The organism is Caballeronia telluris (assembly GCF_001544495.1).
Taxonomy (GTDB): domain Bacteria; phylum Pseudomonadota; class Gammaproteobacteria; order Burkholderiales; family Burkholderiaceae; genus Caballeronia; species Caballeronia telluris.
This window is the reverse complement of record NZ_FCNZ02000008.1, coordinates 211,373-232,122: the sequence shown is the minus strand read 5'-3', so window position 1 is coordinate 232,122 and position 20,750 is coordinate 211,373. Positions and strand designations below refer to the sequence as shown.

The following is a 20,750-nucleotide window of genomic DNA, read 5'->3' as shown; positions in this document are numbered from 1 at the left end:
CGATAACAACACCAGGAGCACCTCATGACCACGCACAAACTCGCAGCAGCGCTTATCGCGGGCGTCCTGGCGACGACGGCCGCGGCCTCGTTCGCGCAGACGACCCCCGACGCCCCGGCGACCCACGCCGACAAGAAGGCCGCCAAAAAGCAGGCCGAAGCCGACAAGGATGCCGCCGTCGCGCAGGCGAAGGCCGACAAGAAGAAGACCGAATCCCAGTCGGAGGCGCACGAAGCCGCCGCCGATGCGAACCTGAAGAACGCGAAGAAGGCGCAATAGCCGTCGTTTTTTAAGATCGTAGCGAAGAAGCCCCGCATGCGGGGCTTCTTCTTTTTTGGGGCCAAAAGCGCGGCGCGACAGGCACTTGCGCGCGCGGGTTGTATGGATATACAGTGTGCGTCACTTTGCCCGCTCAAACCATCGCCCGTGCTGATAACCGACGAGATTCCCGCCGCTTCCGATACCGACGTCGCCAGTCAGGTCGCCACCTACCTCGCGAAGCTCAACGAGGCGCAGCGCGAGGCCGTCGAATTCGGCACCGATGCGTCCGGCTCGCCGGGCGGCCCGCTGCTCGTGATCGCGGGCGCGGGTTCGGGCAAGACCAATACGCTCGCGCATCGCGTCGCGCATCTGCTCGTCAAGGGCGCCGATCCACATCGCATCCTGCTCCTGACGTTTTCGCGCCGCGCCGCGCTCGAAATGACGCGCCGCGTGACGCGCATCGCGATCGGCGCGCTGGGCGCGAAAAGCGCGATCGCGCAGGGTCTCACCTGGTCGGGCACGTTTCACGGCGTCGGCGCGCGGCTCCTGCGCGATTACGCGGATCTCGTCGGCCTGTCGCCGTCGTTTACCATCAACGACCGCGAAGATTCCGCCGATCTCATGAACCTCGTGAGGCATGAACTCGGTCTGTCGTCGAAGGAAAAGCGCTTTCCCGCGAAATCGACGTGTTTCGCCATTTACTCGCGCGTCGTGAACACAGGCGCGCCGCTCGCGACCGTGCTCGATCAGGCGTTCCCGTGGTGCCGCGAGTGGGAGCCGGACCTGCGCCGGCTTTTCGCCGCCTACGTGAACGCCAAGCAGTCGCAAAGCGTGCTCGATTACGACGACCTCCTGCTCTACTGGTCGCATCTCGCCGCCGAGCCTTCCATCGCCGCCGATCTGTCGAGCCGCTTCGATCACGTCCTCGTCGATGAGTACCAGGACACGAACAAGCTGCAGGCGTCCATCCTCCTTTCGATGAAACCGGACGGGCGCGGCCTGACCGTCGTCGGCGACGATGCGCAGTCGATCTATTCGTTTCGCGGCGCGACCGTGCGCAACATTCTCGACTTCCCGAATCACTTCGATCCACCCGCGCGCGCTGTGACGCTCGAGCGCAACTACCGCTCGACGCAGCCGATTCTCGAAGCGTCGAATGCGGTGATCGGGCTCGCGTCCGAGCGCTACACGAAGAACCTCTGGACCGACAAGGCGTGTGCGCAGAAGCCGCGCGTCGTGTCGGTGGCGGACGAGGCCGATCAGGCGCGCTATGTCGTCGAGAAGGTGCTGGAGGCGCACGAGGGCGGCATGACGCTGAAATCGCAGGCCGTGCTGTTTCGCGCGGCGCATCACAGCGCGGCGCTGGAGATCGAACTGACGCGGCGCAACATTCCGTTCGTGAAATTCGGCGGGCTGAAGTTTCTCGACTCCGTCCACGTCAAGGACGTGCTCGCGGTGCTGCGCTGGGCCGAGAATCCGCGCGATCGCGTCGCGGGGTTTCGGGTCGTGCAACTGCTGCCGGGCATCGGGCCGGCGATCGCTGGACGCGTGCTCGATCAGGTGTCGGGCGGCGCGACGGCGAACGCGCTGGCGTCGTTCGCGGCGCCGGCTCGGGCGAGCGAAGACTGGCCGCAATTCGTCGCGCTGATGGCGAAAGTCTGCGGGCGCGAAACCGGCTGGCCGGCCGAATTCGAGATGATCCGCCGCTGGTACGAGCCGCATCTGGAGCGCAATCACGAGGACGCCGCGATCCGTCACGGCGACGTGCTGCAAATGGAGAGCATCGCGTCGACTTATCCGACGCGCGAGCGCTTTCTCACCGAACTGACGCTCGATCCGCCCGACGCGACGAGCGACGAATCCGGCGTGCCGATGCTCGACGAGGACTATCTGATCCTCTCGACCATCCACTCGGCGAAAGGGCAGGAGTGGCGCAACGTGTTCGTGCTCAATGGCGTGGACGGCTGCATTCCGTCGGATCTCGGCACCGGCAGCGACGAGGAAATCGACGAAGAGCGGCGGCTGCTCTACGTCGCGATGACGCGGGCGAAGGAGGATTTGCACATCGTCACGCCGCAGCGGTTCTACGTGCACAACCAGACGCACATGGGCGACCGGCACGTGTGGGCGTCGAGAACGCGCTTCATTCCCGCGCAACTGATGGACCGGTTCGAAGCGGCGGCGTGGCCGCCCGTGCCGGTCGCGGCGCCGCCGACGGCGGCCGGGCTTGCCGCCGCCGCGAAGGCGAAAATCGATATCGCGGCGCGGCTGAAGGGGATGTGGGAGTAGGGCGCTCCTCGGCGCCGTTCAGCGCTGCGCCCGCGACGCCCTCGGCACCCTCTCCGTCGGCGCGAAGACGCTGCGCAGCCAGTTGGCAAAGCGCGTGAACCCGTCGTAAGGCTCTTCGATAAACAGTTCCGGTCGCATCGACCGCAGGTATTCCAGCACCTGCTGCGCTTCGTGCTTCTGGATCGACCCGTAGGAGATCCCGAGCCGCAGCAGGCACCGCAATTCGCCCAACTTTTCCCGCGCGCTCGACCCCACGCTGTGCTCCACCGCGATCTTCGTGTCGTACACGCGCTGACGCAGCGAATCCGCGAGACGCCAGGCCGGCGTCTGCATCTTTTCCTCGACTTCGCGGACGTCCATCGCCGCCGACTTGATCTGCGACGCGAGCGCGTCGACCTGCGACGCGTCGCCCTTGGCCTCCGTGACGATCGCCATCGCCCACGCGCGCGACGCCATGATGAGATCCTCGGCCGTCCAGTCCGAGCGGATCGCGAAACTGAAACCATGCTCGGCCGCCTGCTGGATCAGAATCTCGACGACCTCCGGAAACTCCTTGTCGAGCGTGCGCTTCGCCCACGCGTACTGGCCGTTTTGCAGCATGTGCTGCACGGCCTGCTCGGTGAGCGGCGTCGGATTGTCGAGGAGTTTCGCGCGCAGGAAGTCCTCGAACGTCGGCGTGAAGAAGTGCGGATCGATCTTGAGCGAAAGACGAACGAACGATTCGAAGTCGCGATGCAGCGAAGCGACGGTCTCGTCGCGAAACGAAAGGGTGATTTGACGCATGATGGTTCCCGGTTCCGCGCGTCAGAGATGCTGATGGCGGGAGTACAGTCGGCCGGCCACGAGGGCGAAGGCCATTCGTCTCTTATTACGGCGCGCTGGCCGGGAACTTGAGGATTTTAGAATCGGCTGTCAGGCGACCACGACGAGTTGCCAGAAGAAAAACACCGCGAGCGACACGGCGATCGTCAGCAACGGCCGCCGCGTCGCGACGCACACGCCGATCGCGACCACCGCCGCGACCAGTTGCGAATTGCGCCAGCTCAGTTCGGCGCCGTTGCCGTGCGGCGAGACGGTCATCGGCACGATGATCGCGGTCAGCACCGTGACGGGCACGAACGAGAGCGCCGTGCGCACGACGGGCGGAAACGCGAGCTTCTCGCCGAGCACGAAGACGGCCGCACGGATCAGGTAAGTCACGAGCGCCATGCCGAGAATCAGCACGACATAGCTCGCCGATGAGGTTTGCGCGATCGACGTCATTGCGTGCGCTCCTGCGGATGAAGGCGTCCTTCGAGCATCGTCAGCAGCATCCCCACCGCGACGCCCACGACCACCGCCGCGAGCAGGCCGAGCTTGTACGGCCAGCCCTGCCACGCGAACGACAGCACACCGGCCGCCAGCGACGCCGCCACGAACCGCAGCGCGACGAGTTGCGGCACGATGATCGCGATGAACGTGGCGACCATCGCGAAATCGAGGCCAAGCGACTGCAGGCCGGGAAACGCGGCGCCGAAGACGAGGCCGACGAGCGTCCACAACTGCCAGTTCAGGTACATCGCGAGGCCGGAGCCGAAGAAGTAATGCGGACCGGTCTCGCCGGGCGGGCGCTTTTGATAGTGCGCGTAGGCGACCGCGAACACCTCGTCGGTCATCAGCGCGCCGAGCGTCCAGCGCCAGCGCGCCGGCAGGTGCGCGACATAGGGCGCAAGCGTCGCGGAGTAGAGGATGTGGCGCAGGTTGACGATGAGCGTCGTCGCCCAGATGACGGCGAAACTCGCATGTCCCGCGATCAGTCCGACCGCGATGAACTGCGCCGAGCCCGCGAAGACCGCGAGCGACATCAGTTGACCGTGCCACAGACTGAGCGGGCTCGCGGTCACGAGCGTGCCGAAAATGACGCCGAAAGGCGCGGCGCCGACCATCATCGGGATGGTGTCGCGGGCGCCCGCGGCGAGTTCGCCGAGGGTCGTGCTGTTGCCGGGTGGTGCTTTCAAGATGTCCTCCTGTGGCAGCGAGGATAAGGCAGCGGACACAGGCGCGCTTGTACGTTCTTGCGGTTCGTCAAAGGAAGGGCGTTGCGGTTGCGTCGCGCGCTTCTATCGCCAGCGCCCCGGCGGCACGCCGAACGCGCGCTTGAAATGCCGCGTGAAATGGCTTTGATCGGTGAAACCGCTCGCCGCCGCGACTTCCGTCACCGGGACGCCCGCGCGCAACGCGCCGAGCGAGCGCGTAAGCCGCATCTGGTTGCGCCAGGCGTGCGGCGCGAGGCCGGTCTCGCGCGTGAAGAGCCGTGCCGCATGAAACGTCGACAAGCCGACGCTCTGCGCGAGTTCCGCCAGCGTGACCGGTGCGGTGAGGTCGTCGGTCAGGCGCGCCTTCATCGCTTCGACGCGCACCGCGTCGCTGCCCATGCGGGCAAGCGCCGGGCGCTCGCCCGCGTGCCGCGCGAGGAGCGTCGAGAGTGCATCGAGGAGCGCGGTCTCGGCGTGAAGCGGATCGGCGTTCGTTTCGAGCGCGCGGTGCGCGAGTACGAGACGGCGCGCGAGATCGCCGTCGCGGATGATGTCGGCGGGAAACCACGGCAAGGGCTCCGCGCGGCCGGAGACTTCGCTCGCGATCGACTGCACGAATTCCACCGGCAGATAGAACACGCGATACCGCCAGCCCGCATCGACCGCCCGCGCGCCCGTGTGCAGCTCGCCCGGATTGATGACCGGCACCGAACCGGCCTCGGCGACATAGTGCGAGCCGCGATAGTCGTAGCATTCGGCGCCCGCCTCGATCACGGGCACCGTGTACGCGTCGTGCCAGTGCGGCGTGAACGCGTGGTCGTGGTACTCGGCGGTCAGCATGTCCGCGCCGGGCGCGAGCGGCGAGCGCCAGTAGCGCGCGGAATCGCTGAATCGGTTGACGGTCATGACGGGCAGGGCTTTTCAGGGTCGAGCCGACGATCTTACACGCCACGCGCTTTTCAGCGGCTGCCGGACAGCGCCGGCGCGCTCATTTGACCGGAATCGCCGTGCCGGCGGGGACTGGCACGGCCGTCACGCTGTTTTTCGCGCTGCCGGTCGCGATGCGGTCGCTGTAGGTCAGATAGACGAGCGTATTGCGCTTCGCATCGACGATCCGCACGACGTGCAGTGTCTTGAAGATGAACGACATGCGGTCCGAGAACACATCCGCCTTCTGCTTGAGCGGCTCGACGATCTTGATCGGCGCGACCTGGCGGCAGGCGATCGACGCTTCCGTCGGATCTTCGGCGATGCCGAGCGTGCCTTTCACGCCGCCCGTGCGCGCCCTCGACACGTAACACGTCACGCCGGTGACGAGCGGGTCGTCATAGGCTTCGACGCTCACGCGATCCGAGCCCGTGAAGCGGAAGTTGGTGTTGACGCTCGCGATTTCTTCGGCCTGCGCGAACGGCAGGCAGCCGATGGCGAGGGCGGCGAGCACGCCGGCTGAGCGAGCTTGATGACGGGCGCGTTTCATCGGATTCCTTCGGAAAAAAGAAAAGGCGTCGTATTGTAACGACGCCTTTCGCGATGACGCGCGTCTTGCCGCGCAATCAATGAAAAATCAAATACAGGATGACGAGCACGATCACCGGTACGCCGAGTAGCCAGCCGAGCAGATAAGGCATTTGGGGTTCCTCCGTTCGTTTTCTGATTGGACGGTTTCAGTATCGTCTGCGCGTCGATTGAGAAAAATCCGGGGATGTCCGAAACGCGTGTAGGCGCTGTCCTATGCGTTGCTATGCTCAGACGGAACCGGCGCGCGCCTGCCTCGGCGGCCGGTCGCGATAAAGCGTCTGCACGTAATCGAGATGCGCGCCGGCCGCTTCGCGGGCGCGCTGCGGATCGCGCGCGACGATCGCATCGAAGATCGCGCGATGCTGCGCGAGGAGCCTGGCTTCAACCTCGTCGTCGTAATCGACGAGACGGTGCGAAGTCAGCATCGATTCGCGGATCAGCTCGTGCAGCCCGTGCATCACGTGCGCGAGCGCGACGTTGTGTGTCGCGTCGGCAATCGCCAGGTGAAACGCCGCGTCCTTTTCCGCGATGCGCGTGCGCTTCGGTTCGGCGGACGCGGACTGCAACGCGTCGAAGGCCGCGGCGATGCGCTGCAAGTCCGCGTCGGTCGCGCGCTCGGCGGCATAGGCGGTCGAAAGCGTTTCGAGCCCGTGCCGCAGTTCGAGCACGTCGGCGCTCGCGTTCGGATGCTGTTCGAGGAGCGCCGCGAGCGGATCGGACACGAGCGGCGCCGTCACGTCCGACACGATGAACCCGCCGCGCGCGACGGCGCGAATGAACCCGTCCGATTCGAGCCGGATCAACGCCTCGCGCAGCGACGGCCGCGACACGTTCAACTGCTCGGCGAGATCGCGTTCGGCGGGCAGTCGCTGGCCGGGCAGCAGCGTGCCGCTCGAAATCAGCGCGCGGATTTGTCCCGAGACGACATCGGACAAACGCACGCGCGAATAGGAATGAACGGGCTGGAAGGTCATCGGTCGTCGCTTTCGATTTCTTGAGGCTGGCGGATTTCCCTAGTTTGACACGAAAGATCGCAAACTTTAAAGTCGTGGTCAGACCAAGCTGACCAAAGCTGGCGCCAGCGCCCCGCATCGACGTCCCACGCCTCTTGAAGCCATGAAAGTTGCCCTGTTCGTTCCTTGTTTCATCGACGCCTTCTATCCGGAAGTCGGCATTGCGACGCTCGAATTGCTCGAGCGGCTGGGCCTCGACGTGGACTACCCCGAGGCGCAAACCTGTTGCGGTCAGCCGATGGCGAACAGCGGCGCGCACAAAGACGCGGCGGGCGCGGAGCGCGTATTCGCGCGCAACTTCGCCGACTACGACTACGTGGTCGGGCCGTCGGCGAGTTGCATCCATCATGTGCGTCAGCATTTCACCGCGATCGAGCAGACGGCGGCCGTGCGCAAGGTGCGTGCGAGTGCGTTCGAACTGACCGAATTCCTGCACGACGTGCTCAACGTGCGCGACTTCCCGTGGGCCGAGTTCCCGCATCGCGTGGGGTTGCACAACAGTTGCAGCGCGATCCGGCATCTGCGCGAAAGCTCGGCGTCGGAAATTGCCGAGCCGGCGTTCTCCAAGCCGCGCGCGCTGCTCGAACGCGTGAAGGGCATCGAATTCGTCGCGCCCGCGCGGCCCGACGAATGCTGCGGCTTCGGCGGCACGTTCTCCGTGACCGAGGAAGCCGTATCGGTGCGAATGGGCCAGGACAAGGTGCGCGATCACGTCGGGGCGGGCGCGCAGTACATTGTGTCCGGCGACATGTCGTGTCTCATGCATCAGCAAGGATGCGCGGAACGCATGAAGCTCGATGCGCGTTTCATCCACATCGCGCAGATTCTGAACGGAGCACGCGGATGACGAAGACCGTCCGTATCGACCACGCGAAGGCCGCCGGCGCGTTCTTGCAGAAGGCGGATCACGTCGCGTTTCACGACAAACGCCTGTGGGATTTGCGCACGAAGCGCGATGCGCAGGCGCACGGCATCGCGGAATGGGAGACGCTGCGCGATCTCGCGTCGGGGATCAAGGAGCACACGCTCTCGCATCTCGCCGACTACATCGAGCAGTTCATCGCGCAGGCGGAACAGAACGGCGTCGTCGTGCATTTCGCGGCGGACGCGGACGAGCACAACGCGATCGTGCATCGGCTGATGAGCGAGCGCGGCATGACGACGCTCGTCAAAAGCAAGTCGATGCTCACCGACGAATGCAAGATGCGCGAATTCCTGGAACCGCGCGGCATCGCGGTGATGGAGACCGATCTCGGCGAGCGCATCCAGCAGCTCGATCATCAAGACCCGAGCCACATGGTCGTGCCGGCCGTGCACAAGCTGCGCGCGGACGTCGCGGAACTCTTCGGCCGCACGATCGGCACCGATCCCGCGAACAGCGACATCCACTATCTCGCCGAAAGCCAGCGCATGCACACGCGGCCGTACTTCGTGCGCGAAAAGACGGCCGGCATGACGGGCTGCAACTTCGCGGTGGCGGAAACGGGGACGGTGGTCGTTTGCACGAACGAGGGCAACGCCGATCTTTCCGCGAACGTGCCGCCGCTGCACATCGCGTCGATCGGCATCGAGAAGCTGATCCCGAAGGTGTCCGATCTTGGCGTCTTCGTGCGGATGCTTTCACGCAGCGCGCTCGGCTCGCCGATCACGCAATACACGTCGCACTTTCGCGCGCCGCGCCCCGGCACGGAGATGCACTACATCCTCGTCGATCACGGCCGCTCCGAGCGCCTCGCGATGGACGACTTCTGGTATTCGCTCAAGTGCATCCGCTGCGGCGCGTGCATGAATACCTGCCCGGTGTACCGGCGAAGCGGCGGGCTGTCGTACGGCGGCACGTACTCGGGGCCGATCGGCGCGATCATCAATCCGACCTTCGACCTGAAGCGCTACAGCAGCCTGCCGTTCGCCTCGACGATGAACGGCAGTTGCACGAGCGTGTGTCCCGTGCGCGTGAACATCCACGAGCAGATCTACAAGTGGCGCGAGGTGATCGCCGAGCGGCACGAAGTGCCGTTCGTGAAGAAGGAAGTGCTGAAGATGGCGGGACGGCTGCTGGCGAGCCCGACGCTGTATCGCGCGACGGTCGCCTCGCTCGGCGGCGCGCTCAAGCGTCTGCCGAACTTCGTGCTCTACAACCCGCTGAACATCTGGGGGCGTCAGCGCGACTTGCCCGACGCGCCCGCCGAGACGTTCCACGAGTGGTATCGAAAAAACCGGAAGCAACCGAAATGACGACTCGCGACGCCTTTCTCGACCGAATCCGCGCAGCGCAGCCGGCGCCAAGGCCGCGTCCCGACGTGCCGCTGTTCGACGTACCCGAAGGCGACCGGCGCGCACGCTTCACGGCCGCGCTCGCGATGATGGGTGGCACGTGCATCGAAGCGCAGCATCTCGACGACGTCCGCGCGATGCTGGCCGAGCGGTTCGGATCGAATGCGGTGGTGGCATCCGCGGTGGACGGGATCGAGGGCAATCGCCCGCTCGCAGCCGATACGCCGCCGGCTTCGCTTCAGGATGTCGATGTCGGCGTGGTGCGCGGACGCTTCGGGGTCGCGGAAACGGGTTCGGTGTGGTTCAGCGAAGCCGAGTACATCGTGAATTCGATCGGCTATCTCGTGCAGCATCTCGTCGTGCTGCTCGATCCGGCGCAACTCGTCGACGGCTTGCAGGAAGTGTATCGGCGGGACGATTTTGGGTCGGCGCGCTATGCGGTGCTCGTGACCGGGCCGTCCGCGACGGCGGATATCGAAGGCGTGCTGATTCGGGGCGCGCAAGGCGTGCGCTCGCTGACCGTGGTGTGGCTCGGCGCGTAGGCTTTAGCAGCGCGCACGGGCAAAAAGCCAGACGCCGAAAAGCAAAAAGCCCAATCATTTGATTGGGCTTTTCGCTTCGAAACTTTTTGGCTCCCCGACCTGGGCTCGAACCAGGGACCTACGGATTAACAGTCCGGCGCTCTACCAACTGAGCTATCGGGGAACATCAACAGCAGAGAGATGAAATTATATGAAGGGTTTCGTACCCTGTCAACACCCTGCGTTCATCTCGATAAAAATTTTTCTATCCGAGTGACGCGGGGCACCGATCAAACGCATCAGCGCTCGAGCAGGTCGAGCTTTTCCTTCACGTCCTTGAACTCGTCGGCTTCGGGAAGCGGCGCTTTGGTCTTCGTGATGCTCGGCCAGTTGCGCGCGAGTTCGGCGTTCAGTTCTGTGAAATGCTGCTGGTCGCCCGGCACGTCTTCTTCGGCGTAAATTGCGTTCACCGGACATTCGGCCACGCACACGGCGCAGTCGATGCACTCGTCCGGATCGATCGCGAGAAAGTTGGGACCTTCGCGGAAGCAATCCACCGGGCACACGTCGACGCAATCGGTATAGCGGCACTTGATGCAGCTTTCGGTCACAACGTGAGTCATTCAGGCTCCTGCATGCGGAATTCGTGGGGGCGGCGGCCGGCGGCTACTTGGGCCATGCACTCGAGTCTTTCTCTGATGTGTGCAGCCGGGCCTGCCAAAACCAATATTGTAGCGTACCGGTAAATTTCAGCGCGAGCCCCACGGGGCGGCCTTTATATCGTTTCGTGATGTGTTTATGGGATGGCGCGAGGGGTCTGCGCTCCCCGTGACGGCGCGCGCATTCGGGTAACATGGGGCGCAGAAGGCCACGTGGTGCGGCTCCTGCGGCGCTCCGCGAATGCGCCCGGGATGTGCACGCTTTTCATCGATGTTCGACCGACAATCATGATCATCAATTCGCTGCTCGATACCGACCTCTACAAGTTCACGATGATGCAGGTGGTCCTGCATCACTTTCCGGCGGCGCATGTCGAGTACCGCTTTCGCTGCCGCACGCCGAACGTCGACCTCGTGCCCTACATCGACGAAATACGCGACGAAGTGCGCCAGCTCTGCAACCTGCGCTTCAGGGAAGAGGAACTCGACTATCTGCGGCGCATGCGCTTCATCAAGAGCGATTTCATCGATTTCCTCGCGCTCTTTCATCTGAATGAAAAGTCGATCGTCATTGCGCCTTCGCCGAAGAAAAACGGCGAGATCGACATCGTGATCGACGGTCCGTGGCTGCATACCATCCTGTTCGAGATTCCGGTTCTGGCGATCGTCAACGAGGTCTACTTTCGCAACACGCAGGGCAAGCCCGACTACGCGATCGGCCGCGAGCGTCTGCGCGACAAGATCAAGCTGCTCGCCGCGCCGCCCGAATTCTCCGACTGCAAGATCGCCGACTACGGCACCCGGCGCCGCTTCTCGAAGCAGTGGCACGAGGAAGTCGCGCTCACGCTCAAAGAAGGGCTCGGCGAACAGTTCGCGGGCACGAGCAACGTCTTCTACGCGATGAAGCACGGCTTGCGTCCGCTCGGCACGATGGCGCACGAATACCTGCAGGCGTGCCAGGCGCTCGGGCCCCGCCTGCGCGACTCGCAGACCTTCGGCTTCGAGATGTGGGCGAAGGAATATCGCGGCGACCTCGGCATCGCGCTCTCGGATGTCTACGGCATGAAGGCGTTCCTGCGCGACTTCGACATGTACTTCTGCAAGCTCTTCGACGGCGCCCGTCACGATTCCGGCGACCCGTTCGACTGGGGCGAGCGGCTCATCAAGCACTATGAAGAGAACCGCTGCGACCCGCGCACGAAGGTGCTCGTGTTCTCCGACGCGCTCGACATTCCCAAGGTCCTGCAACTCTACGAGCGTTTTCGCGGACGCTGCCAGCTCGCCTTCGGCGTTGGCACGAACCTGACGAACGATCTCGGCTACCAGCCGCTTCAGATCGTCGTCAAGATGGTTCGCTGCAACGGCCAGCCGGTAGCTAAACTCTCCGATTCGCCGGGCAAGAACATGTGCGACGACAAGGCGTATCTCGCGTATCTGCGTCAGGTGTTCGGCATCGATCAGCCGCAGGAAGAAGCGTAACCGCCCGCGCGCGTTTCGGGAGCGAGCGGACGCCGCGTTAGCCATTCGGCCAAGGGGCGGGCCTCGCGGACCGGTCGCTATAATCGCTTCGACATCGACTAAGCGCATCGACGAAGCGCATCGACGAAGCGCATCGACGAAGCGCATCGACACAGGCTAACGAGGACCTCGACATGGACACATCGGCTGCTCGCCGCAACATTCTTGCGCGGATTCGCAGCGCGCAGGGCAGGCCGCTCGCGCCGACGGATGCCGAACGCGCCGCTGTCGAAGAGTATCTCGCTCGCCATCCCGCTGGTCCGCGCCCCGAGTTGCCCTCGACGCAAGCCGAGCTGATTGCGCGCTTCACGCTCGAAGCTGAACGCCTTTCCACCACCGTCGCGCAAGTGCAGTCGCCCGGCGACGCGCCCGTCGAAGCCCTTCGTTATCTTCAGTCGCTGAACCTCGGCACCGGGGCGGTCGCGTGGCCTTCGCTCGCGGACTTGCGGTGGGCGACGGCCGGCATGCAGGTGCAGATGCGCAAGCCCGTCGACGCGGATCTCGTCGGCATTACGGGATGCTTCTGCGCGACGGCCGAAACGGGCTCGCTCGTGCTGCTCGCCGGTCCTGACACGCCTGCATCGGGCGCGCTGCTGCCGCAGACCCACATCGCAATCGTGCCGGCGTCGCGCATCGTCGCGGCTCACGAGGACGCCTTCGCGCTGATGCGCGCGGAGCGGGGCGAGTTGCCGCGAGCGGTGAACTTCGTGTCGGGGCCGTCGCGTACCGGCGACATCGAGCAGACCATCGTGCTCGGCGCGCACGGGCCGTATCGCGTGCATGTGATCGTCGTGCGGGAGGCCTGAGCACGATGCGACGTTTGATCTTCGGCGGCGCGCTCGCCGCGCTGCCGCTCGGCGCGTCCGCGGCCACACTCGACGGCGCCACGCTGTCCGCGCTCTGGGGCGTTCCGTTCATCGGCATCCTGCTGTCCATCGCCGTCTTTCCGCTGATCGCGCCCAGGTTCTGGCATCACCACTTCGGCAAGATTTCGGCCGCCTGGGCGGTGGCCTTTCTCGTGCCGTTCGCGTTTTCCTTCGGCGCGGGCGTCGCGTTCGGCGCCTTCGTGCACGCGATGCTCGAAGAATACCTGCCGTTCATCATTCTTCTGGCGGCGCTCTATACGGTCGCGGGCGGCATCTGCGTGCGCGGCAACCTGCACGGCTCGCCGCGCCTGAACACGGCACTCCTCGCGCTCGGCACCGTGCTCGCGAGCATCATGGGCACGACCGGCGCCGCGATGCTGCTGATCCGGCCGCTCCTGCGCGCGAACGACAACCGCAAGCACGTCGTCCACGTGGTCGTGTTCTTCATCTTCCTGGTGGCGAATGCGGGCGGATCGCTCTCGCCGCTCGGCGATCCGCCTCTGTTCCTCGGCTTCCTGAACGGCGTCAGCTTTTTCTGGACGACGGTCCATCTCGCGCTGCCGATGCTCTTCATCTGCGTCGTGCTGCTCGCGCTGTTCTACGCGCTCGACACCTACTATTTCCGCATGAAGGAAGAGGCGCGCAGCGCGTTCCTCGATCCGACGCCCGATTCGCCGCCGCTCGGCATCGAGGGCAAGATCAACTTCCTGCTGCTCGGCGCGGTGATCGCGCTCGTGCTGATGAGCGGCGTCTGGAAGCCGGGCATCGAATTCGATGTGTTCGGCACGCATGTGGCGTTGCAGAACGCCGTGCGCGACGTGCTGCTCGTCGTCGTCGCGCTGGCTTCGCTTGCGCTCACGCCAAAAAGCGCGCGTCGTGGCAACGCGTTCAACTGGGCGCCGATCGAGGAAGTCGCGAAGCTCTTCGCCGCGATCTTCATCACGATCGTGCCGGTCATCACGATCCTGCGCGCGGGCGAGTCGGGCGCGTTCGCGAGCATCGTGCATCTCGTCACGGACGCGCACGGCCAGCCGGTCGACATCGCCTACTTCTGGGCGACGGGCATCCTCTCGTCGTTCCTCGACAACGCGCCGACCTATCTCGTCTTCTTCAATCTCGCGGGCGGCGACGCGCAAACGCTCATGACCAGCGGCGCATCGACGCTTGCCGCGATCTCTGCGGGCGCCGTCTTCATGGGCGCGAACAGCTACATCGGCAATGCGCCGAACTTCATGGTCAAGGCGATCGCCGAGTCGCGCGGTGTGCGCATGCCGAGTTTCTTCGGCTATCTCGGCTGGTCCGCGATCGTGCTGCTGCCCATTTTCATCATCACTGGCTGGCTATTTTTCTAGGAGCAACCGATGAAGAAGGTTTTTGTCTCGCGTCCCATCTTCCCCGACGTGATCGAGCGCCTGAAGCAGTATTTCGAAGTCGATGCCCACGACGGCCCGGCGCTGCCCGCCGATCAGATCGCCGCGCGGCTCGCCGACAAGGACGGCGCGTTCATCGCGGGCGACCCGGTCGGCGCAAAGGCGATCGAAGGCGCGCCGAACCTGAAAGTGGTGTCGAACATGGCGGTCGGCTACAACAACTTCGACATGCAGGCGTTCAACGCGCACGGCGTGCTCGGCACCAACACGCCCGACGTGCTGAACGAAACCACCGCCGATTTCGGCTGGGCGCTGATGATGGCGACGGCGCGCCGCATCACCGAATCCGAGCACTATCTGCGCGCTGGCAAGTGGAAGGAATGGTCGTATGACGCGTTCACCGGCTCGGACATCTACGGCTCGACGCTCGGCGTGATCGGCATGGGGCGCATCGGTCAGGCGCTCGCGCGGCGCGCGAAGGGCTTCGGCATGCGCGTGATCTATCACAACCGCTCGCGCGTCGCGCCCGAGATCGAAGCCGAATTGAATGCCGAATATGCGACGAAAGAGGACTTGCTCAAGCGCGCCGACCACGTCGTGCTCGTCGTGCCGTACAGCAGCGCGAGCCATCACACGATCGGCCACGCCGAACTCGCGCTGATGAAGCCGACGGCGACGCTGACCAACATCGCGCGCGGCGGCATCGTCGACGACGCGGCGCTGATCGATGCATTGCGGCGCGGCCAGATCGCGGGCGCGGGTCTCGACGTCTTCGAAGGCGAGCCGAATTTCAACCGCGATTTTCTGACGCTCTCGAACGTCGTGCTGACACCGCACATCGCGAGCGCGAGCGAAGCGACGCGCCGCGCGATGGCGAATCTCGCCGCCGACAATCTCATCGCCGGCCTGGGCGAAGGGCCGCGCGCCGGCAACCCGCCCAATCCGATCAACCCCGACGTGCTGAAGAAATGACCATGCTGTTGCCCAGCGCGGTCGCTTTGCTGGCGATCGCGCTCGTCATTGTCTCGATCGCGCTCTTCGTGCTCGCGCGCCGCAACGCGCACGGCGACATCGACGAGGAATTCGCCGCGCTGACCGATCGCATCAACGACATGGGCGAGGCGCATGCGCGCGCGCAGGAGCGGCTCGAACGCGGCTTGCGCAGCGACATCACGGAGAGTTCGCGTGCATCGCGCGCCGAGGCGAGCAGCGGTTTCGCGCAGTTCCAGCAGACGCTCGCCACGCAGCTTGCGAGCATGGCGACCGTACAGAACGCGCAGATCGAAGGTTTCGCCCAGCAGCTCGTGAAGCTCACGGAGAGCAACGCGCTGCAACTCCAGCACGCGCGCGACGAGCAGGGCAATGCGTTGAAGCGCTTCGGCGACGCGCTCACGCTGCAACTCGCGCAACTGTCGGAGAGCAACGACCGGCGCCTCGCCGAAGTGCGCGAGACGCTGGAAGCGCGGCTGAAGGACATCGAGGCGAACAACGCGGCGAAGCTCGAAGAAATGCGCCGTACCGTCGACGAAAAGCTGCACGCGACGCTGGAACAGCGGCTCGGCGAATCGTTCAAGCTCGTGTCCGACCGGCTGGAGCAGGTGCATCGCGGGCTCGGCGAGATGCAGACGCTCGCCGCGGGCGTCGGCGATCTCAAGAAAGTGCTGACCAACGTCAAGACGCGGGGAACGTGGGGCGAAGTGCAACTCGAGTCGCTGCTCGAACAAGTGCTTACGCCCGAGCAATATGCCAAGAACGTCGCGACGATTCCGCAGAGCAACGAGCGCGTCGAGTTCGCGATCAGGCTGCCCGGGCGGCACGACACGCCTGGCACGGCGGGCAGCATCGCGACGCCTGTGTGGCTGCCCATCGACGCGAAATTTCCGCGCGAGGACTACGAGCGTCTGATCGACGCGCAGGAACGCGGCGATTCCGTCGCGGTGGAAGAAGCGTCGCGGGCGCTCGAAGGGCGCGTGCGCGCGGAGGCGAAGACGATCGCGGAGAAGTACGTCGCGCCGCCGCACACCACCGACTTCGCGCTGCTTTTCCTGCCGACCGAAGGCTTGTACGCGGAGATCCTGCGGCGTCCGGGGCTCACGGACCTGCTGCAGCGCGAGTACCGCGTGAGCGTCGCGGGGCCGACGACGCTGACCGCGCTGCTCAACAGCTTGCAAATGGGCTTCAGGACGCTCGCCATCGAGAAGCGCTCGAGCGAGGTGTGGCAGGTGCTCGGTGCAGTGAAGACGGAATTCCGCCGGTTCGGCGATGTGCTCGCAACGACCAAACGCCAGTTGGAAACCGTGACGCGGTCGATCGAAGCGGCGGAGACGCGCACGCGCCAGATGAACAAGAAGCTGCGCGATGTCGAGGCGTTGCCGGGCGAGCAGGCGGCGGGAATGCTCGGGGCGTCGCCGGGTGAAGACCCCGACGACGCCGGATAAACCAGTCAGCCGTGAGCCAGCTTGTCGAGCGAGTCGCCCGTGATGCGCACGATGCGCCAGTCGGGCAGCACGGTGGCGCCCATCTTTTCGTAGAAGTCGATGGCCTGCTGGTTCCAGTCGAGCACCGACCACTCGAAGCGGCCGCATTGGCGCTCGACGGCGAGTGCCGCGAGCGCGCGCAGCATCTTCGTGCCGAGACCGCTGCCACGCAGATGAGGACGCACGTATAGGTCTTCGAGGTAGAGGCCGCGTTTGCCGAGGAAGGTCGAGAAGTTGTGGAAGAAGAGCGCATAGCCGACCACCGCGCCGCTCTCTTCCGCCACGAGCGCTTCGGCGGCGGGCCGCGCGCCGAACAGCGCGTCGCGCACGCCGTCTTCGGTGGCGATAAAGAGATGCGTGAGCTTCTCGAATTCGGCGAGTTCAAGCATCAGCGCGAAGATCGCGCTGATGTCGGCGGGCGTGGCCGTGCGGATCAGCGCGCTCATCACGCTTCTTCCGGCGCGTCGGACAAGGTGATCTCGATGCCGCCGAAGCGCGACGCCACCCAGTTGTACGCGTGACACGCGATCCACAGAAGGACGAAGCCGAGGATCGCGTTGAGCAGGAGCGCGCTCGTCACCGTGCTGAGTTCGACCGAGCCGAAGCGAAAGAACGCGACCAACACGCCCAGCAGCACGATCGGCACGCTGAACGTCAGGTACACGAGGATCAGCGCCTTTGCCGTTTGTCCCGGCGCGATGAAGGAAATCTGCTTTTTCATTGAAGGAAAATCCCCGTCTGTCGGTGTTTCAAGAGCCTGTTGCGTGTTTCAGATGAGTCCGGCGAAAAGCAGGATGTCGACCGTTTCGCCAGCGTCGACGTCCGCGCGATCGTGTTCGAGCACGATGAAGCAGTTCGCTTCGCTCATCGAACTCAGCACGCCCGAGCCTTGCGGCCCCGTCGTCACGACGACGAAGCGTCCCTGGTCGTCGCGGCGCGCGATGCCGCGCTGGAACTCGGTGCGGCCCGCGCGTTTCCGGATCGGTTGCGGGCTGACCGCCTGGATCAGCGGCAACGTTTCGCGCGTCGCGCCGGACATCGCGAGCAACGCTTCGCGCACGATGAAATAGAACGTCGCCATCACCGCGACCGGATTGCCCGGCAAGCCGAAAAAGAGCGCGGATTCGCCTTCGCCCGCGCGCGGACCAGACCACAGCCGGCCGAACGCGAGCGGACGGCCCGGGCGCATCGCGATCTTCCAGAACGCGACGTCGCCGAGCGAATTCATCAGCTCGCGCGTGAAGTCCGCATCGCCGACCGAGACGCCGCCCGAACTGATGACGACGTCGGCTGCTTCGGTCGCGCGTCGCAGCGCCTTGTCGAGCGAGGCGCGGTCGTCGCGGACCACGCCCAGATCGACCGGTTCGACATTGAGCCGGCGCAGCATCGCGTAGAGCGTGTAACGGTTGCTGTCGTAGACGCTGCCCGGGCTCAGCGTTTCGCCGGCCGAACGCAGTTCGTCGCCAGTCGAAAAGAACGCGACCCGCAGACGCCGCCGCACCGCGACCTGCGCGATGCCGAGCGACGCCAGCAAGCCCAGGTCCGATGCGCGCATGATGCGGCCCGCGGCGAGCGCCGGCCGGCCCTTCGCGAGATCCTCGCCCGCGAGGCGCCGGTTCTGGCCCGGCTGCACGGCGCTGGCTGCGAAGCGGATCGCGTCGCCTTCGCGCGCGACGAGTTCCTGCGGCACGACGGTGTCGCAACCGGGCGGAATGAGCGCGCCCGTCATGATGCGCACGCACTGCGCGGCGCCCGGTGTATCGAGAAACGGCTGTCCCGCGAGCGCCGCGCCGATCACGCTCAGATCGATCTCGCGCGCGCCATCGAGGCAAGCGCCGGCGAACGCGTAGCCGTCCATCGCGGAATTGTCGTGCGACGGCACGTCGATCGGCGAGACGACGTCCTCGGCCAGCACGCGATCCAGTGCGTCGAAGAGGCCCACGCGCTCGACCGGCGCATCGTGCCCGCGCGGCGTCGCCCACTGGCGCACGATCTCCTGCGCCGCGCCGACGGGCAGGGCGTTCGGATCGTACTGGGCGATGCAACCGGGAAAGGGCTTGGACGTGGTCATTGAATCGGGGCGGGTCGCGACCGGAGTCGGGCGATTGGATCTGGAGGTCTCGCGATGCCGGTGCGCTCGTTGCACGGCCGGGAGATGAGTGCGCCTGAGCGGGTTCGTCGCGTTCAAAGACGCCGGTTCGCTATCGGCGCTCCAGCTCGGCTAGCTGCTGCAAATCGTTGACATTGTAAAACGCGTGCACATCGGGGAATGTCACTTCCACCGTCTTGTGGCGCGCGTACCACGCGCGTACCTTGCGCTCGCCCGCGCGCAGGCTGGCTTCGAGGTCGTCGGCAAGCGACGCGCGCAAGAGCGCGAACACCGGATGCAGGTCGCGCTGGCCGTTTGCCTCCACGACGACCGCAGTCGCGATGTCGGCTTGCTCCGCCGCGAGCGCATCGGCGAGCGTGCGGGCGAGATGCTCGTCGGCGTAGGGGGCATCGCAGGGCGCGGTAAGCACGTACCGCGTCTCTGCCGCGCGCATCGCGGACGCGATGCCGGCGAGCGGGCCGGGATAGTCGGGAAGCGCATCCGCGACGATCTTCGCGTCGAAAGGCTCGCCGAGGCGCGTGTATTCGTCGATGCTGCGATTCGCGCTGATCAGCATCGCGCCGACCTGCGGCGCGAGACGCCGCAGCACATGGAGCGCGAGCGGAACGCCGAGAAACGGCTGCAAGCCCTTGTCGATGCCGCCCATGCGCGAACCGCGTCCGCCTGCGAGCACGACGCCCGTGATGTCGGAAAGCGCGATGACGGACGAAGACAAATCAGCCGCCGATGTACGACATCTCGACACGCGGCGCGTCGGGATCGGGAACCGGCAGGGCGTTGCTGCCGCGCAGTTGCGAATAGCGGTCGGCGCGCCGCTCCCAGATGCGGGCGATCGCGGTGGCGATGGTGTCGTCGCTCGCGCCGTTGCGCACGAGGGCGCGCAGGTCGTGGCCGTGGTTCGCGAACAGGCACAGGTAGAGCTTGCCTTCGGTCGAGAGCCGCGCGCGCGTGCACGTGCCGCAGAACGCGCGCGTCACGCTGGAAATCACGCCGATCTCGCCGTCGCCGTCGACATAACCCCAGCGCTGGGCGGTTTCGGCCGCCGTATGCGCTTCGAGCGGTCGCAACGGGAATTGCTCGGCGATGCGCGCGACCACGTCGGCGGAGGGCAGCACTTCGGTCATGTTCCAGCCGTTCGACGCGCCCACGTCCATGTATTCGATGAACCGCAGCACGGTGCCGCTGCCCTTGAAGTGGCGCGCCATCGGGACGATTTCCTGGTCGTTCGTGCCGCGCTTGACGACCATGTTCACCTTGAGCGGCGCGAGTCCGGCGGCGTGCGCGGCATCGATGCCTTCGAGCACGTCGGCGACCGCGAAATCCGCGTCGTTCATCTGGCGGAAGAGGGCGTCGTCGAGGGCGTCGAGGCTGACCGTCACGCGCGACAAACCGGCGTCTGCGAGCGAACGCGCCTTCTTCGCGAGGATCGAGCCGTTCGTCGTCAGCGTGATGTCGAGCGGGCGGCCTTCGGGCGTCGTGAGACACGCGAGCCGCTCGATCAGGAATTCGATGTTCTTGCGCAAGAGCGGCTCGCCGCCCGTCAGCCGGATTTTCTCGACGCCGTGCGCGACGAAAATGCGCGCGAGCCGCTCGATTTCCTCGAACGACAGCAACGCGGCGTGCGGCAGGAACTGGTAGTTCTTGTCGAAGACTTCGCGCGGCATGCAGTAGACGCAGCGGAAATTGCAACGATCCGTGACCGAAATGCGCAGATCGCGCAGCGGCCGCGACAGCGTATCGGTGAGGAGCCCCGACGGCGGCGTCGCGACGCCGGAGAAATCCGGAATCGCGCTGACATCGGCTACGGGAATGATGCGTCGGGACATGGCGGCTCTATCGAGGACTGCGCTCTGTTTTTT

The 20,750-nt window shown here is 65.4% G+C and carries 22 protein-coding genes and 1 tRNA gene; 10 read left to right on the top strand and 13 right to left on the bottom strand.

The genetic code is table 11. The features are described from left to right. Positions 1-24 precede the first annotated feature (24 nt). Positions 25-279, top strand: a complete 255-nt coding sequence (locus tag AWB66_RS12990) for a hypothetical protein (RefSeq protein WP_087630685.1) — start codon at positions 25-27, stop codon at positions 277-279. Positions 280-381: 102 nt separating this feature from the next. Then, entirely contained in the window at positions 382-2,550 is a 2,169-nt protein-coding gene (locus tag AWB66_RS12985; protein ID WP_087630684.1) for an ATP-dependent helicase, read from the top strand. An 18-nt stretch (positions 2,551-2,568) separates the two neighbouring features. Here the strand turns inward: AWB66_RS12985 and AWB66_RS12980 are convergent, their stop codons facing one another. From AWB66_RS12980 to AWB66_RS12955, 6 genes are all read right to left on the bottom strand, one after another. Further along, the gene (locus AWB66_RS12980) at positions 2,569-3,333 is read right to left on the bottom strand and encodes a DUF4088 family protein (protein ID WP_087630683.1); all 765 of its coding nucleotides are present in this window, start codon (positions 3,331-3,333) and stop codon (positions 2,569-2,571) included. A gap of 129 nt (positions 3,334-3,462) precedes the next feature. After that, the gene (locus AWB66_RS12975; protein ID WP_087630682.1) at positions 3,463-3,813 is read right to left on the bottom strand and encodes an AzlD domain-containing protein; all 351 of its coding nucleotides are present in this window, start codon (positions 3,811-3,813) and stop codon (positions 3,463-3,465) included. Beyond that, on the bottom strand, positions 3,810-4,478 hold the full coding sequence (locus tag AWB66_RS12970) for an AzlC family ABC transporter permease (RefSeq protein WP_087630730.1): 669 nt from the start codon (positions 4,476-4,478) through the stop codon (positions 3,810-3,812). The genes AWB66_RS12975 and AWB66_RS12970 overlap by 4 nt, the downstream gene beginning before the upstream one ends. Positions 4,479-4,649: 171 nt before the next feature. Continuing rightward, a complete protein-coding gene (locus AWB66_RS12965) occupies positions 4,650-5,471 on the bottom strand; it encodes a helix-turn-helix transcriptional regulator (protein ID WP_087630681.1) in 822 nt (273 codons plus the stop codon). Between the two features lie 82 nt (positions 5,472-5,553). Next, positions 5,554-6,042, bottom strand: a complete 489-nt coding sequence (locus tag AWB66_RS12960; protein WP_125469719.1) for a CreA family protein — start codon at positions 6,040-6,042, stop codon at positions 5,554-5,556. Between the two features lie 268 nt (positions 6,043-6,310). After that, on the bottom strand, positions 6,311-7,057 hold the full coding sequence (locus AWB66_RS12955; RefSeq protein ID WP_087630680.1) for a FadR/GntR family transcriptional regulator: 747 nt from the start codon (positions 7,055-7,057) through the stop codon (positions 6,311-6,313). A gap of 142 nt (positions 7,058-7,199) precedes the next feature. Between AWB66_RS12955 and AWB66_RS12950 the strand changes: the two genes are divergently transcribed. Genes AWB66_RS12950 through AWB66_RS12940 form a run of 3 tightly spaced genes read left to right on the top strand, consistent with a single transcriptional unit; the run spans position 7,200 to position 9,912 of the window. Then, complete coding sequence (locus AWB66_RS12950) at positions 7,200-7,943, top strand: (Fe-S)-binding protein (protein ID WP_087630679.1); 744 nt, start codon at positions 7,200-7,202, stop codon at positions 7,941-7,943. Further along, positions 7,940-9,331 (top strand): lactate utilization protein B, encoded by a 1,392-nt coding sequence (locus tag AWB66_RS12945; RefSeq protein WP_087630678.1) that lies wholly within the window; start codon positions 7,940-7,942, stop codon positions 9,329-9,331. Before AWB66_RS12950 ends, AWB66_RS12945 begins: the two co-directional genes overlap by 4 nt. Continuing rightward, positions 9,328-9,912 (top strand): LutC/YkgG family protein, encoded by a 585-nt coding sequence (locus AWB66_RS12940; protein WP_087630677.1) that lies wholly within the window; start codon positions 9,328-9,330, stop codon positions 9,910-9,912. The genes AWB66_RS12945 and AWB66_RS12940 overlap by 4 nt, the downstream gene beginning before the upstream one ends. A gap of 87 nt (positions 9,913-9,999) precedes the next feature. Here the strand turns inward: AWB66_RS12940 and AWB66_RS12935 are convergent. Both AWB66_RS12935 and fdxA read right to left on the bottom strand, forming a co-directional pair. Beyond that, positions 10,000-10,075 (bottom strand) — tRNA-Asn (locus tag AWB66_RS12935). Between the two features lie 115 nt (positions 10,076-10,190). Beyond that, on the bottom strand, positions 10,191-10,514 hold the full coding sequence (gene fdxA, locus AWB66_RS12930) for a ferredoxin FdxA (RefSeq protein WP_062633607.1): 324 nt from the start codon (positions 10,512-10,514) through the stop codon (positions 10,191-10,193). Positions 10,515-10,838: 324 nt separating this feature from the next. Between fdxA and pncB the strand changes: the two genes are divergently transcribed. The 5 genes from pncB (at position 10,839) to rmuC (ending at position 16,742) form a co-directional block, all read left to right on the top strand. Continuing rightward, complete coding sequence (gene pncB / locus AWB66_RS12925; protein ID WP_087630728.1) at positions 10,839-12,029, top strand: nicotinate phosphoribosyltransferase; 1,191 nt, start codon at positions 10,839-10,841, stop codon at positions 12,027-12,029. Between the two features lie 173 nt (positions 12,030-12,202). Then, a complete protein-coding gene (locus AWB66_RS12920) occupies positions 12,203-12,874 on the top strand; it encodes a LutC/YkgG family protein (protein WP_087630676.1) in 672 nt (223 codons plus the stop codon). Positions 12,875-12,879: 5 nt separating this feature from the next. After that, on the top strand, positions 12,880-14,286 hold the full coding sequence (locus AWB66_RS12915) for a sodium:proton antiporter (RefSeq protein ID WP_087630675.1): 1,407 nt from the start codon (positions 12,880-12,882) through the stop codon (positions 14,284-14,286). Between the two features lie 9 nt (positions 14,287-14,295). Continuing rightward, positions 14,296-15,276, top strand: coding sequence for a 2-hydroxyacid dehydrogenase (locus AWB66_RS12910; RefSeq protein WP_087630674.1), 981 nt, complete (start codon positions 14,296-14,298; stop codon positions 15,274-15,276). Continuing rightward, positions 15,273-16,742, top strand: a complete 1,470-nt coding sequence (gene rmuC, locus AWB66_RS12905; protein WP_087630673.1) for a DNA recombination protein RmuC — start codon at positions 15,273-15,275, stop codon at positions 16,740-16,742. The genes AWB66_RS12910 and rmuC overlap by 4 nt, the downstream gene beginning before the upstream one ends. Before the next feature lie 5 nt (positions 16,743-16,747). On the opposite strand, the gene AWB66_RS12900 is transcribed toward rmuC, so the two are convergent. The 5 genes from AWB66_RS12900 to moaA form a co-directional block, all read right to left on the bottom strand. Further along, on the bottom strand, positions 16,748-17,227 hold the full coding sequence (locus AWB66_RS12900) for a GNAT family N-acetyltransferase (protein ID WP_087630672.1): 480 nt from the start codon (positions 17,225-17,227) through the stop codon (positions 16,748-16,750). Beyond that, entirely contained in the window at positions 17,227-17,502 is a 276-nt protein-coding gene (locus tag AWB66_RS12895) for a hypothetical protein (RefSeq protein WP_087630671.1), read from the bottom strand. Before AWB66_RS12895 ends, AWB66_RS12900 begins: the two co-directional genes overlap by 1 nt. A gap of 48 nt (positions 17,503-17,550) precedes the next feature. Further along, a complete protein-coding gene (gene moeA / locus AWB66_RS12890; RefSeq protein ID WP_087630670.1) occupies positions 17,551-18,852 on the bottom strand; it encodes a molybdopterin molybdotransferase MoeA in 1,302 nt (433 codons plus the stop codon). A gap of 130 nt (positions 18,853-18,982) precedes the next feature. After that, the gene (gene mobA / locus AWB66_RS12885) at positions 18,983-19,537 is read right to left on the bottom strand and encodes a molybdenum cofactor guanylyltransferase MobA (RefSeq protein ID WP_327354413.1); all 555 of its coding nucleotides are present in this window, start codon (positions 19,535-19,537) and stop codon (positions 18,983-18,985) included. A gap of 70 nt (positions 19,538-19,607) precedes the next feature. Beyond that, a complete protein-coding gene (gene moaA, locus AWB66_RS12880) occupies positions 19,608-20,717 on the bottom strand; it encodes a GTP 3',8-cyclase MoaA (RefSeq protein WP_087630669.1) in 1,110 nt (369 codons plus the stop codon). Positions 20,718-20,750: the final 33 nt, after the last annotated feature.

What these genes read in the sequence shown, in the direction of transcription:
- AWB66_RS12895 (WP_087630671.1), bottom strand. Translation starts at nt 17,502, where the DNA reads ATGAAAAAGCAGATTTCCTTCATCGCGCCGGGACAAACGGCAAAGGCG.
- AWB66_RS12955 (WP_087630680.1), bottom strand. Translation starts at nt 7,057, where the DNA reads ATGACCTTCCAGCCCGTTCATTCCTATTCGCGCGTGCGTTTGTCCGAT.
- AWB66_RS12915 (WP_087630675.1), top strand. Translation starts at nt 12,880, where the DNA reads ATGCGACGTTTGATCTTCGGCGGCGCGCTCGCCGCGCTGCCGCTCGGC.
- AWB66_RS12975 (WP_087630682.1), bottom strand. Translation starts at nt 3,813, where the DNA reads ATGACGTCGATCGCGCAAACCTCATCGGCGAGCTATGTCGTGCTGATT.
- fdxA (WP_062633607.1), bottom strand. Translation starts at nt 10,514, where the DNA reads ATGACTCACGTTGTGACCGAAAGCTGCATCAAGTGCCGCTATACCGAT.
- mobA (WP_327354413.1), bottom strand. Translation starts at nt 19,537, where the DNA reads ATGGGCGGCATCGACAAGGGCTTGCAGCCGTTTCTCGGCGTTCCGCTC.
- AWB66_RS12950 (WP_087630679.1), top strand. Translation starts at nt 7,200, where the DNA reads ATGAAAGTTGCCCTGTTCGTTCCTTGTTTCATCGACGCCTTCTATCCG.
- AWB66_RS12970 (WP_087630730.1), bottom strand. Translation starts at nt 4,478, where the DNA reads ATGATGGTCGGCGCCGCGCCTTTCGGCGTCATTTTCGGCACGCTCGTG.
- moaA (WP_087630669.1), bottom strand. Translation starts at nt 20,717, where the DNA reads ATGTCCCGACGCATCATTCCCGTAGCCGATGTCAGCGCGATTCCGGAT.
- AWB66_RS12990 (WP_087630685.1), top strand. Translation starts at nt 25, where the DNA reads ATGACCACGCACAAACTCGCAGCAGCGCTTATCGCGGGCGTCCTGGCG.
- AWB66_RS12920 (WP_087630676.1), top strand. Translation starts at nt 12,203, where the DNA reads ATGGACACATCGGCTGCTCGCCGCAACATTCTTGCGCGGATTCGCAGC.
- AWB66_RS12910 (WP_087630674.1), top strand. Translation starts at nt 14,296, where the DNA reads ATGAAGAAGGTTTTTGTCTCGCGTCCCATCTTCCCCGACGTGATCGAG.
- AWB66_RS12965 (WP_087630681.1), bottom strand. Translation starts at nt 5,471, where the DNA reads ATGACCGTCAACCGATTCAGCGATTCCGCGCGCTACTGGCGCTCGCCG.
- rmuC (WP_087630673.1), top strand. Translation starts at nt 15,273, where the DNA reads ATGACCATGCTGTTGCCCAGCGCGGTCGCTTTGCTGGCGATCGCGCTC.
- AWB66_RS12945 (WP_087630678.1), top strand. Translation starts at nt 7,940, where the DNA reads ATGACGAAGACCGTCCGTATCGACCACGCGAAGGCCGCCGGCGCGTTC.
- AWB66_RS12960 (WP_125469719.1), bottom strand. Translation starts at nt 6,042, where the DNA reads ATGAAACGCGCCCGTCATCAAGCTCGCTCAGCCGGCGTGCTCGCCGCC.
- AWB66_RS12900 (WP_087630672.1), bottom strand. Translation starts at nt 17,227, where the DNA reads ATGAGCGCGCTGATCCGCACGGCCACGCCCGCCGACATCAGCGCGATC.
- AWB66_RS12940 (WP_087630677.1), top strand. Translation starts at nt 9,328, where the DNA reads ATGACGACTCGCGACGCCTTTCTCGACCGAATCCGCGCAGCGCAGCCG.
- AWB66_RS12980 (WP_087630683.1), bottom strand. Translation starts at nt 3,333, where the DNA reads ATGCGTCAAATCACCCTTTCGTTTCGCGACGAGACCGTCGCTTCGCTG.
- AWB66_RS12985 (WP_087630684.1), top strand. Translation starts at nt 382, where the DNA reads ATGGATATACAGTGTGCGTCACTTTGCCCGCTCAAACCATCGCCCGTG.
- moeA (WP_087630670.1), bottom strand. Translation starts at nt 18,852, where the DNA reads ATGACCACGTCCAAGCCCTTTCCCGGTTGCATCGCCCAGTACGATCCG.
- pncB (WP_087630728.1), top strand. Translation starts at nt 10,839, where the DNA reads ATGATCATCAATTCGCTGCTCGATACCGACCTCTACAAGTTCACGATG.